This window comes from uncultured Ralstonia sp., assembly GCA_913056305.1.
GTDB lineage: Bacteria > Pseudomonadota > Gammaproteobacteria > Burkholderiales > Burkholderiaceae > Ralstonia.
Window position 1 is genome coordinate 16,418 of record CAJXMR010000047.1, and the last position, 11,999, is coordinate 28,416.

An 11,999-nucleotide genomic window follows, 5' to 3' on the forward strand; every position below is an offset into this window, starting at 1 on the left:
CCATTTTCAACCGTTGATTGTCGCTATCGCACCGATAGCGACGGCCGCCGTTCATCTCTCCCATCCACGCCGCATGCAGACGCTTGCCTTCGCGCCTGGCCCAGCATTTCTCTCCCATGCCGCCGACGCGGCGTGGCGCTTTCTGGATACGCATGCCGAGTCACCCGGCGCGGGCACCGTCGTCGTGCCCACCGCCGCGCAGATCCCCGGCATCCGCAGCGCGCTGCATGCGAGCGCCCAGGCAAGCGGTGCGCCGCGCCTGCTGCCGCGCATCCTGACGCTGGGCCACTGGCTGCTTGACCTGCCGCCCGAGCCGGGGCTGCCTGCCGCGCGCAGCGCGCTCTCGCGGTTGCTGGCGGTACAGCAGGCGCTGAAGACGCAGGCGTGGCTGCGCGAGGCGCTCGGCGCGCAGGACGATGCCGCGCTGTGGGGCGTGGCGCAGGTGCTGGTGACCGTGTCGGACGAGCTGTCGCAGCGGTGGCTGACGCTCGACGCGGCTGACAGCGCTGCCGAGGGGCGGCCTGAAGCGCTGGAAGCCGCGCTGGCCGCCGCGCTGGAGCGTACCTATGCGCAGTTGTCCGAGCGGTTTCTCGGCACCGAATCGCGCATCGTGCTGACGTTCTGGCGCTTGCTCTCCGGCGCATCCGATCCGATTCCGGTGCGGCTGCGCGCGATGCGCCGTCTGCTCGACGAACTGCGTGGGCCGATCGTCTGGGTGAGCCCGACCGATCCGGAAGCGGTCGATCTCGATTTCCTCACGCGGGCGGCGCAGCGCGTACCGGTGTTATCCGTCGGCTATGACTGGAATGCATCGGAAGCCGAGCAGGCCGCCGCGCCCACTACGCCCGCCACGCAAGGCGATTTCCGTGATCTGTTGCTGCACGCCTGGCCCGAATGTGCGACGCCCGCACAGAGCACCCACGATGACGCGCCTGACGCGGGGCTTCCCGCGCCGGTGTTGCGCATCGCCGGTGCAGCGCGGTTCGAGGACGAGGCCGCCTTCGCCGCGCATACGCTGGTCGACTGGCTGAATGCGGGGCGCCGCTCACTGGCGCTGGTGGCGCAGGACCGCATCGTCGCGCGACGCGTGCGGGCACTGCTCGCGCGTGTGAACGTGCCGGTGCGCGACGAGACCGGCTGGAAACTCTCCACCACCCGGGCTGCCGCCGCGTTGATGCGCTGGGTGGACGTGGTCCAGGGCGACGGCGACACTGCCGCGCTGCTCGACCTCGTCAAGAGCCCGTTCTGCCTGCGCGATGCCGACGCAGGGTCCGCTGCGCCCACATGGGTCGCTGAGCTTGAGCGTCGCGTGCGCCGGCACAACGTCTCGGGCGGGTGGGGGCGCCTGCGCCGCCTGGTGGCCGATCGCCCCGCCGAACTGGCCGACGGTGAGCCGCAGACCAGCCGCCTGGCCGACCGTCTCGGCCTGCTGGCCGACGAGGCCGCGCTGTGGCGCCGCGCCGGCAATGCCACGCTCGATGCCTGGGTGACGCTCCTGTCCGGCACGCTCGACCGCCTGCACATGCGCACCGGTCTGCAGAACGACGACGCTGGCCGCCAACTGCTCGACTGGATCGACCGCCTGCGCACGTCCGTGCATGGCAGCGTCGATGCCAGCGCGCGCTTTTCGCTCACGGAATGGCGCGCGTTGCTGTCGATGCTGCTTGAATCCGCCGTGTTCAGCGAACCGGCGCCGCCGGCGGATCGCCGCGTCGTGATCCTGCCGCTGAACGGCGCGCGCATGCGGCGCTTCGATGGCGTGGTGGTGGTCGGCTGTGACGACGCGCAACTGCCGTCGGGGCAGCCGGAGTGGCTGTTCTTTTCCAACGATGTGCGCCGCGAACTGGGCCTGCCCGACCGCGCGCAGCGGTTCGCCCAGCAGGCGCGCGACCTGGCCGAGGTGCTGCTCAATCCGTCCGAGGTCGTGCTGACATGGCAGCGCCATGGCGGCCGCGGCGAGCCCAACCGGCTCTCCGGCTGGCTCGAACGGCTGCAGCGCCGCCTGGCCGTGGCCGGTGTGCGCATCGACGTGCCCGTCGTGCTGCCCAGCCTGCAGACCCTCAGCCAGCCGACCGACATGCCGACGCCCGCCGCGCCCACGCTGGTGCCCGCCACGCTGAGCGCCGCCGCCTACAACAGCCTGCGCCGCTGCCCCTACCAGTTCTTCGTCGGCCGCATGCTGCGCCTGGGTGAGCTGGAGGAGGTGTCCGACGAGCTGGAGAAGCGCGACATCGGCGAGATCCTGCACGCGATCCTGCATCGCTTCCATCGCCACCTGCTGGAGACGCCGCTGCACGACGCGGCCGAGCGTCAGGCGCTACTGCAAGCCATCACTGATGAACAGTTCGCCCCGCTGCTGCCCGAGGACGGCAACGCGCTGCGCTTCTATCGTCGCTGGCAGGGCGTGATGCCGTCGTACCTCGCATGGCAAGCCGCGCGCGAGGCCGACGGCTGGCGCTTCGAGGCGGGCGAGGTCGACGTCGATACGTCGATCACGTTGCCGGGCGAACGTCCGCTGCGCCTGCGCGGCCGCATCGACCGCATCGACGTGCATGCCGAGCACGGCGTAGCGGTGCTGGACTACAAGACGCAATCCCCCATGGTGCTGGCGCGCCGGGCCAAGACGCCGTTCGAAGACTGCCAGCTGCCGTTCTACGGCGTGCTCGATGCGCGCGCCGATGCGGGCGGCTGGGTGTCGCTCGACGGCGAGGCGCGCGGGGATCAACGCAACGTCGACCTGCCGGATTTCACCCAGGTGGTCGACTGGCTGCTCGAACAGATGGAAAAGGACATGACCGCCCTGGCCGCCGGCGCGCCGCTGCCGGCCTTCGGCGATGAATCGGCCTGCCGCTACTGCGCTGCACGCGGCCTGTGCCGCAAGGGCTATTGGACCGAGGGCGCGCCGCGCGAGCCGGAGGTGCGGGCATGAGCGACCACGCCTATGAACGCGACGACGCGCCCGTTTCCCCCGAAGCCTTCTCGCGCGCCGCGTGCGACCCACTGCGCTCCGTGGTGGTGGAGGCGTGCGCGGGCAGCGGCAAGACGTGGCTGCTGGTCACGCGCATGCTGCGGCTGCTGCTGGCCGGCGCGGCGCCGGCGGACATCCTCGCCATCACCTTCACCCGCAAGGCGGCCGAGGAGATGCGCCAGCGGCTGCTGGACATCCTCGCCCAACTGGCCAGTGCCGATGACGATGGCGTGGTGCGCGAGCTGATCGCCCGCACCGTCGACGAACGCGATGCACCGGAGCTGATTGCCACCGCGCGGGGGCTGTACGCACGTGTGCTCGAATCGCCATCGCGCATGGCGATCGATACGTTCCACGGTTGGTTCGGCTCGCTGTTGCGGGGGGCGCCGTTATCGTCGGGCGTGCCGCAAGGCGCATCGCTGCGCGAAGATGCCGGACGCCTGCGCCGCGAGGCGTGGGCGCCGTTCTGGCGCGGGCTGTTGGCCGAAGACCAGACCGAGTTGCGCATCGCCTACGAGCAGCTCACTGATCTGGTGGGCGACTTCCAGGCCGGCCGGCTGCTCGACGCGATGTTCCACCAGCGCAGCGACTGGTGGGCGTACAAGGCACAGGCTGGCGATCATCCGCTCGGGCCACTCGACGATCTGCTTGGGGAAGATGCGCATACCGACCCGCGGATCGAGGCATTGCAGGATGCCGCCTTGCTGGCCGACATGCTGCGCGTGTCCGCTTGGTTGGGGCAGGGCGGCGCGACTGAGGGCAAGCGCGCCGTGCAGATCGAATCGGCAGCCACGGCGGCACGCGGCATCGATGTCGCGGACGAGGCCGCGCGCACGCAAGGCTTTGACGCGCTGTTTGCGGCTTTCCACACGCAGGCCGGCAAGCCGCGCGCGTGCAAGCCCACCAAGGCGCTCATCAAGGCCATCGGCGATGATCATGCGCGGACGCTGGTCGAGCTGCATGGGGCGCTGTGCGAAGCGTTGGCCACGTATCAGGCACGCCGTCATGAAGCCCGCGTGCGCGCCGTCAATGCCGCGCTGTTTACCCTCGGCGACGCGCTGATCGAGCGCTATCAGGCCTACAAGCGCCAGGCGCGCGCCATGGACTTCACCGACCTCGAATGGGAAGCCGCCCGCCTGATGCGCGACGAGGACACCGCCGCCTACCTGCAGGTGCGGCTGGACGCGCGCTACAAGCACCTACTGCTCGACGAGTTCCAGGACACGAACCCGATGCAGTGGCGCATCCTGCAAGGCTGGCTCGCGGGGTATGCGGGCACGGGCACGCAGCCGAGCGTGTTCCTGGTGGGCGATCCGAAGCAATCGATCTACCGTTTCCGCCGGGCCGACGCGCGCCTCTTCAACGCGGCACGCGACATGCTTGTCGCCAGCTTCGATGCCACCGTGCTGCGCACCAACCGCACGCGCCGCAACGCGCCGGCCGTGCTGGAGTGGGTCAACGCCGTGTTCCTGCAGGCGCGCGCGCGTGGTGACTACCCGATCTACGCCGAGCAGGGCACCGCCGTCGACGCGCCGATCGGGCAGGCGCTGTTGCTGCCGCTGGTGCCCATGCCCGAAGCCGTGCAGGCTGAAGAGGCCGCACCGCGCGACACGCTCAGCGAGCCACGCGAGGAGGCCGGCGATTCGCAACGCTACGAGGAAGGTCGCCAAGTGGCCGCCTGCCTGCGCGCGCTGCATGCGGGCGAGCCCATCCGGGAGAACGGCGCCGAGCGTCCTGTGCGCTGGAGCGATTTCCAACTGCTGGTACGCCGCAAGCGCTATCTGGCCGACTACGAACGCGCCCTGCGCGACGCCGGCGTGCCGTACCTGAGCCCGAGGCGCGGCGGTCTGCTGGCGACGCTGGAGGCGCTGGACCTGTGCGCGCTGCTCGATTTCCTGATGACGCCGCAGGCGGACCTGTCGCTGGCACACGTGCTGCGCAGCCCGATCTTTGCCGCGACGGACGACCACCTGATCGCCCTGGCGCAGGCGGGCGAAGGCACGTTTGCGCCGACGTGGTGGGAGCGCCTGATCGCGCTGGCAGGGCAGGCCGATGCCGCGCCTACCCTGCGGCACGCGCACCGCATGCTCGCGCGCTGGCTGGCCGTGGCGCCCACGCTGCCGGTGCATGACCTGCTCGACCACATCGTCTATACCGGCGAACTCAAGCGCCGCTATGCCGAGCGCGCGCCCGCCGCCAACCGTGACCAGGCGCTGGCCAACCTCGACGCTTTCCTCAAGCTCGCGCTTGACCTGGACGGCGGCCGCTACCCGAGCCTGCCCAAGTTCATGGCCGAGCTGCGCGCCATCCGCCAGGGTGACGAAGACGAAAGCCCCGACGAAGGCATGCAGGGCGACGCCGCGGAAGCCCCCGACGCCATCGACACCGAACTCGCCAGCGAGGGCCTGGACGCGGTGCAGATCCTGACCGTGCACGCATCGAAGGGGCTGGAGGCGCCGTTCGTGGTGCTGCTCGACAGCCATCACAGTGACACGCGCGCCGACAGCGCCGGCATCCTGATCGACTGGCCGCCCGGTGCGGAGGCGCCGACGCATTTCTCCGCCTTCGGCAAGACCGCCGAGCGCGGGCGTGCGCGCGATCCACTGTTCGCGCAGGAGACCAACCTGGCCGAACGCGAGAACTGGAACTTGCTGTATGTGGCGATGACGCGCGCACGGCAGGCGCTGATCGTGTCTGGCGTGGCCAACAAGCGTGACAGCGCGGCGGCCCAGTCGGTCGATGAGGGCGATGCGCCTGAGGTCGACGGTACCGCGAGCTGGTACACGCTGCTGGCAACGGCCGGCGTGGCGGTGCCGGCGCCCATGCGCGACAGCGAGGCGGATGCCGATGCGGCGCATGCCGCGGCCGAGACCGTTGCGTACCACGACTTCCGCGCGCCGCTCACGGTGACCGTGCGTGTCGGCGGCGGCATCGAGCTGGCGACCGACACGGCCGATCCTGTGTTCGACCAGGGCGCAGTCGCGCAGGGCGAGCTGCTGCATGCCGTGCTGGAGCGCCTCACGCGCCGTGGGCTGCCGGAGCAGATACCTGACGCCGCCACCATCGCGCGCTGGTTTGCCGCAACGGGCGCCACGGAAGCCGACGCCGCGCGCGCCGCCGAAGCCGTGCGCCGCATGTTGTCTGCCGATGCGCTGGCGCACGTATTCGACCCGGAACGCTTCGACGCTGCCCACAACGAGATCGAGCTGTTCAGCCCCGACGGCGCGCTGCTGCGCATCGACCGCCTGATCGAGCGCGGCAACGAGGTGCTGGTGGTGGATTACAAGCTGCGCCTGCTGCCAGTCGAACGTGCTGCCTACGCCGATCAGCTGCGGGGCTATGTCGCCGCGGTCACGCCGCTGTATCCCGGTCGCGACATCCGCGCTGGGGTGGCGACTGCGCAAGGCGAGTGGATCGATCTGGATGCGCTGCCCAAGCCGGCGCAGACGTCACGCGACGACACCCAGGGCGCGCTGTTCTGACGCGGGCGCGCGCAACAACGCGCAACAACAAAAAGGGGAGGGGTGATGCAGAGGGGAAAAGAGAAGGGGGACGAGCCTGACCCTCGGCACTGGCGGAAAACGGCTGTGGCTGCTTCGTTCCCGACCTGACCAGGTTGACCGCGCCACCATGCGAGGAGGCCCGTCCGACCGGCATTGTAACCGACTCGCGCGGCCCCACCTGAATACCCTTCAAATCCGCTCGGCGCGCACGGTGCTCGATGCACCGGAAAGCGCGTCGGAAATCCACCCCGCTTTGCTACAATCCGCCGCATGAGTTATCAAGTGCTCGCCCGCAAGTGGCGCCCTCGCGATTTCACCACGCTGGTCGGTCAGGAACACGTGGTGCGCGCGCTTACGCATGCGCTCGAACAGCAGCGCCTGCACCACGCTTACCTGTTCACAGGCACGCGTGGTGTCGGCAAGACCACGCTGTCGCGCATTCTTGCCAAATCGCTCAACTGCGTGGGCGCCGACGGGCAGGGCGGCATCACCGCGCAGCCGTGCGGCGTGTGCCGCGCGTGCACCGAGATCGATGCCGGGCGCTTTGTCGATTACATCGAGATGGACGCCGCCTCCAACCGCGGTGTCGACGAGATGGCCCAGCTGCTTGACCGTGCGGTCTACGCGCCCACGTCCGGCCGCTTCAAGGTCTACATGATCGACGAAGTGCACATGCTGACCAACCACGCCTTCAACGCGATGCTGAAGACGCTGGAAGAGCCGCCCGAGCACGTCAAGTTCATCCTCGCGACCACCGATCCGCAGAAGATTCCGGTGACGGTGCTGTCGCGCTGCCTGCAGTTCAACTTGAAGCAGATGCCGCCGGGGCACATCGTGTCCCACCTCGATCGCATCCTCGGCGAGGAGCACATCACCCACGAGCCGAACGCGCTGCGCCTGCTGGCGGCGGCCGCGCAAGGGTCGATGCGCGATGCGCTGTCGCTCACCGACCAGGCCATCGCCTACAGTGCGGGCGAGGTGAGCGAGGCTGCCGTGCGCGGCATGCTCGGCGCGATCGACCAGAGCTACCTTGTGCGCTTGCTCGACGCGCTGGCCGACGAGAACGGCGCCGTGCTGGTCGAGATTGCCGACGAGATGGCCGGGCGTAGCCTGAGCTTCTCGGGCGCGCTGCAGGATCTCGCCTCGCTGCTGCAGAAGATTGCGCTGGCGCAGGTTGTGCCCGCCGCCGTGCAGGACGACTGGCCCGAGGCCAACGACGTGCGCCGCCTGGCCGAGCGCTTTGATGCGGCGTCGGTGCAACTGTTCTACCAATTTGCCAACCTCGGCCGCAATGAGCTGGCGCTGGCGCCGGACGAGTACGCCGGCTTCACCATGACGTTGCTGCGCATGCTGGCGTTCCAGCCTGGGCAGTCCGGCGGGGATGCCACGCCGCCGTCGGGTGGCGGAGGTGGTCGGCGTGCGATGCCATCGGCAGGCGCACCGGCTGCATCGTCCCGTCCGGCCGTAACCGCGGCTGCGCCGGTTGCCGCCCCGGTTGCGCAAGCCGCCCCGGTTGCCCGCCCGGAGCCGATGGTCGAGACGCCGCGCGCGACCTATCAGGTCACGCCCCCAGCTGCCGTTCCAATGGCGGCGCCGGTTGCCGAAGCGCCTGCGCCTGCAGCCAGTGCCCCCGCCCGCCGTTCGCCGGCGATGGAAGCGCTGGCAGCGGCACGTCAGGCGTCGAGCCGTGGTCGCGGTGGTGCTTCCGCGCCGGCCGCTGCGCCCGCCATGTCGCCGGCTGCGACACCTGCGCCGGTTGCGAAGCCTGCTGCTGCGGGGCCGCGTCCGAACCCGGTGGCCACACCCGCATCGCCGCCGCCGCGCCGCGAACCGCCGGCCGCATCGGCCGCGCCCGCTGACGACGGCCCGCCGCCATGGGATGAGATGCCGGGCGAGTTTGCCTCGCCGTCGCTGGACCAGATCGATGCGGCGTTTGCCGGGTGGGAGTCGGCGCCGACCACGCGCCCGGGTGCGGCTGAGCCGGTTGCGCGTCCCGCGCCGGTTGCCTCTCCAGCGGCAGCACCGATGGCATCACCGGCCAAGACCGCTGCACCCGAGCCCGTGGCTGCTGCCACGCCGCCCGACCTGAGCGCCAGCGGCCTGACCACCTTCGACGGCGATTGGCCTACGCTGGCCGCCCGCCTGCCGATGCGGGGCCTGGGCCAGCAGCTGGCCCACCAGAGCGAGCTGGTGGCCGTGGAGGGTGCCACCGTGCGCTTGCGCGTGCCACTGCCGGCGCTGGCTGAGGCGGGCATCATCGAACGGCTGGAAGCCGCGCTCACTGAACACTTCGGCACGCCTGTCCGCGTCACCTGCGACATCGGCGCCGCGCGCGCCACGGCTGCCGCGGTCGACGCTGAACAGCGTGCGCAGCGCCAGCGCGACGCCGAGGATGCCATCGCCGCCAACCCATTCGTCCAGGCGCTGGTACGGGACTTCGCCGCGCAGGTGGTTCCGGGCTCGATCCAGCCGCACACGCACTGAAGATTTCCCTGATCGTACATCGACGTGTCCGCCAGCGGCGCGTCATTCAACCCCATTTGAAGGAGCAACGACCATGATGAAAGGCCAGATCGCCGGGCTGATGAAGCAGGCCCAGCAGATGCAGGAAAACATGAAGAAGATGCAGGAGCAGCTCGCCCAGATCGAGGTGGAAGGCGTGTCCGGCGCCGGCCTCGTGAAGGTGGTGATGACCTGCAAGAACGACGTGAAGCGCGTGTCGATCGACCCGAGCCTGCTGGCCGAGGGCGAAGACAAGGAACTGCTGGAAGACCTCGTCGCCGCGGCATTCAACGATGCCGTGCGCAAGGCCGAGGCCACCACGCAGGAGAAGATGGGTTCGGTCACCTCCGGCCTGGGCGGCATGGCGGGCATGCTGCCGCCGGGCTTCAAGCTGCCGTTCTAAGCCAACCTCGGTCAGGATCGCGCCATGGTGCTGGAATCCGCGCTGCTGCACGTCAAGCCCGGCCAGGAGGCCGCCTTCGAGGCGGCGTTCGACGAGGCCCGCCATATCATCGGTGCGATGCAGGGCTTCGTTTCGCTGTCGCTGTCGCGCTGCGTGGAGAAGGCCAGTGACTACCTGCTGCTGGTGCGCTGGCAAACGCTGGAAGACCACACCATCGGTTTCCGGCAGTCGGCTGAGTACCAGCGCTGGCGCGCGCTGCTGCACCACTTCTACGATCCGATGCCGGACGTGCTGCACTACACGACTGTGCTGGAGCACGCGTGATGCGCGGCGGTCCGGGCACGCCGTCGGCGCTGCAGATGCTGGTCGAGGCTTTGCGCGTGCTGCCGGGCGTCGGCCCGAAGTCGGCGCAGCGCATGGCCTACCACCTGCTGCAGCATGATCGCGAGGGCGCGGCACGGCTTGCGCAGGCGCTGGCCGAGGCCACCGAATCGATCCAGCACTGCAGCCGCTGCAACACCTTCACCGAGCAGGATGTCTGCGAGACCTGCCTGGACCCGCGCCGCGATGCATCGGTTCTGTGCGTGGTGGAAACGCCCGCCGACCAGATGATGATCGAGCAGACGCTCACCTATCGCGGCCAGTATTTCGTGCTGATGGGGCGGCTCTCGCCGCTGGACAACATCGGCCCCAAGGAAATCCACCTCGAACGCCTGCTGGCCCGCGCGACCGATCCGGCGCTGGGCGGGCCGTGCGCCGAGGTCATCCTCGCCACCAACTTCACCAGCGAGGGCGAGGCCACCGCGCACTATATCGGCGAGATGCTCAAGGCGCGCGGCATCAAGGCGACGCGCCTGGCGCGCGGCGTGCCGGTGGGCGGTGAGCTGGAGTATGTCGATGCGGGCACCATCGCCCGCGCGGTGCTGGACCGGCGCCAGCTTTGACCCTCCGGCCGGCGTGCGTGCCGGCCCTCCCAAGTGTCGTCAGAACTCCGCGTGGATGCGCGCGCCCAGGATCGACACGGGGCCGCGATCCCGGTTGTAGGCCGGGTGCACAACGTACTGGTAGTTCAGGCCAAGCGTGACGTGCGGCACCACCGCCCAGTTGTAGTACAGCTCGGCGATGCGCTCGGTGCCGTAGTTCAGCGCGCCGTCGCCGATCAGCACACCCAGGCCGCCGGCCTCGAAGTACTGGCGTGCCGCCCTGGATAGGCCGTTCACCACGAATGCGACGCCCACCGTATCGCTATGGCGCCCCCAGCGGTCGCCCTTGAGCGAGAGGCCGGCCGACACCGACTGGTTGATGTCGGTGAACTCGAACGTTTCCTTGCTGCCGTCGTTCATGCTGGCGCGGGCGAAGACGCCCAAGTCGGCGGCCAGCTCCTGCTCCAGGTTGATGGCAAAACCTGGCCGCCATGCGAGCCGGCGCACGAGCGACGTATCCGGCGTATTGCCGGTCTGCTGCGCGAGGCTGACGGCGTCGCCGTAGCCGCCCATCCTGCCGCGGCTGGCGAAGGCGAGGAACTTGACCTTGCCGGGGCGCCCCAGCAACTGGTGGCGTGCCTCGAACTCGCCGACCCACTGGTATTGCTTGAGCGTGGTGTCGATCGTGATGCTGTTGGGCACGTCCGACAGCGAGAAGAACCCGCCGCGCAGCGTCCACCACGATTGCGTCCACTCCACCGCCAGACCATGGGTGTAGCCCCAGGCATCCGCGGCGTAGTCAAACGCGCCGGATTCGACGATGGACCAGTTCAGGAAATCCCCGCGCGGGTCGTGCGCGTAGGTATTGGTGTCGAAGATGTCGGCCACCGAGAACTTGCCGACGGTAACGGTCAGGTTGTCCGCCGACCGCGTGCCGCCCAGCTGGTTGGGCCCCGACTCGACGGCCTGCTGCTCGCCGCCCAGGTTGATCACCTGCCGCAGGAACAGGCGCGGCAGCTTGTGATATGGCGAATAGTTGCCGACCTTGTAGGCTTCGGCACTCGGAAAGCCGGCCATGCCCAGCGTGTTGTCCAGGCCGAAACCCTGGTCGATTTCCGGGTTCGCATACAGCTCGGCGCCTTTCCACAGGCGCAGCCCAAGGAACAGCGTCAGGTCCGCCGTTTCCTTGTTGTCGCGGGTGGGCGTCAGACTGTTGGCGCCGGAGTAGGCCGCACTGAAGCCGGGGTGCCATTGCGTCACGTTGGTGAACTGCCCGTGCACGTTCCAGCGCTCCTCTTCGGGGGCGATCTGGGCTTGCGGGGTTGCTTGGGCATCACTGGCGGCATCCTCGGCGGCCAGGGCTGCGCCATGCAGGCCGAAGCCGCACAGGACGGCAATCAGGGACCGGCGAAGCGTGCGGCGCGGATCAGCGGGGCGTACCTGATGAAGGGGCGATCGGTGGAGAAACGGCAAGGGCATGGGGCGCGACAAATAGGGGCAGCCGTTAGAATTCCTAGCTTGCAGCCCTGGTTGGGGCAAAAACCCCGCCATGCTAAATGGGCGGTCGTGACTTCCAGATGAAAATGGTTCGCATCAGCCCCGCAGTTTGTTGCATTTTTTCCAACCTCGCCCGATCGCTTCCACGATGAATCTCGCCCGCTTCGATCTCGTCACCCTCGGCCTGTTTGTGGCGGTGGCCC

The 11,999-nt window shown here is 69.2% G+C and carries 7 protein-coding genes and 1 other RNA gene; 6 read left to right on the forward strand and 2 right to left on the reverse strand.

All coding sequences use genetic code 11. From position 1 onward, the window contains the following. The first annotated feature begins 73 nt into the window (after positions 1–73). Together QZ609_RS10430 and QZ609_RS10435 are read left to right on the forward strand one after the other, a co-directional pair. On the forward strand, positions 74–2,929 hold the full coding sequence (locus tag QZ609_RS10430) for a PD-(D/E)XK nuclease family protein (protein WP_295494021.1): 2,856 nt from the start codon (positions 74–76) through the stop codon (positions 2,927–2,929). Beyond that, complete coding sequence (locus QZ609_RS10435; protein WP_295494022.1) at positions 2,926–6,450, forward strand: exodeoxyribonuclease V subunit beta; 3,525 nt, start codon at positions 2,926–2,928, stop codon at positions 6,448–6,450. Before QZ609_RS10430 ends, QZ609_RS10435 begins: the two co-directional genes overlap by 4 nt. Positions 6,451–6,516: 66 nt before the next feature. Here the strand turns inward: QZ609_RS10435 and ffs are convergent. Beyond that, positions 6,517–6,615: signal recognition particle sRNA small type (gene ffs, locus QZ609_RS10440), an RNA gene on the reverse strand. A 126-nt stretch (positions 6,616–6,741) separates the two neighbouring features. On the opposite strand from ffs, the gene QZ609_RS10445 reads away from it, so the two are divergent. The 4 genes from QZ609_RS10445 to recR all read left to right on the forward strand — a co-directional run bounded on the left by QZ609_RS10445 (position 6,742) and on the right by recR (position 10,320). After that, entirely contained in the window at positions 6,742–8,955 is a 2,214-nt protein-coding gene (locus QZ609_RS10445) for a DNA polymerase III subunit gamma/tau (RefSeq protein ID WP_295494024.1), read from the forward strand. A 73-nt stretch (positions 8,956–9,028) separates the two neighbouring features. After that, entirely contained in the window at positions 9,029–9,376 is a 348-nt protein-coding gene (locus tag QZ609_RS10450) for a YbaB/EbfC family nucleoid-associated protein (protein ID WP_295494026.1), read from the forward strand. A 24-nt stretch (positions 9,377–9,400) separates the two neighbouring features. Continuing rightward, positions 9,401–9,700 (forward strand): antibiotic biosynthesis monooxygenase, encoded by a 300-nt coding sequence (locus tag QZ609_RS10455; protein ID WP_295494028.1) that lies wholly within the window; start codon positions 9,401–9,403, stop codon positions 9,698–9,700. Continuing rightward, positions 9,700–10,320: a recombination mediator RecR gene (recR, locus tag QZ609_RS10460; RefSeq protein WP_295494030.1), complete on the forward strand. Its 621-nt coding sequence runs from the start codon at positions 9,700–9,702 to the stop codon at positions 10,318–10,320. Before QZ609_RS10455 ends, recR begins: the two co-directional genes overlap by 1 nt. 39 nt (positions 10,321–10,359) lie before the next feature. Here recR and QZ609_RS10465 read toward each other — a convergent pair whose 3' ends face one another. After that, positions 10,360–11,778, reverse strand: coding sequence for a carbohydrate porin (locus QZ609_RS10465; protein ID WP_295494032.1), 1,419 nt, complete (start codon positions 11,776–11,778; stop codon positions 10,360–10,362). Positions 11,779–11,999: the final 221 nt, after the last annotated feature.

What these genes read in the sequence shown, in the direction of transcription:
- QZ609_RS10430 (WP_295494021.1), top strand. Translation starts at nt 74, where the DNA reads ATGCAGACGCTTGCCTTCGCGCCTGGCCCAGCATTTCTCTCCCATGCC.
- QZ609_RS10435 (WP_295494022.1), top strand. Translation starts at nt 2,926, where the DNA reads ATGAGCGACCACGCCTATGAACGCGACGACGCGCCCGTTTCCCCCGAA.
- QZ609_RS10445 (WP_295494024.1), top strand. Translation starts at nt 6,742, where the DNA reads ATGAGTTATCAAGTGCTCGCCCGCAAGTGGCGCCCTCGCGATTTCACC.
- QZ609_RS10450 (WP_295494026.1), top strand. Translation starts at nt 9,029, where the DNA reads ATGATGAAAGGCCAGATCGCCGGGCTGATGAAGCAGGCCCAGCAGATG.
- QZ609_RS10455 (WP_295494028.1), top strand. Translation starts at nt 9,401, where the DNA reads ATGGTGCTGGAATCCGCGCTGCTGCACGTCAAGCCCGGCCAGGAGGCC.
- recR (WP_295494030.1), top strand. Translation starts at nt 9,700, where the DNA reads ATGCGCGGCGGTCCGGGCACGCCGTCGGCGCTGCAGATGCTGGTCGAG.
- QZ609_RS10465 (WP_295494032.1), bottom strand. Translation starts at nt 11,778, where the DNA reads ATGCCCTTGCCGTTTCTCCACCGATCGCCCCTTCATCAGGTACGCCCC.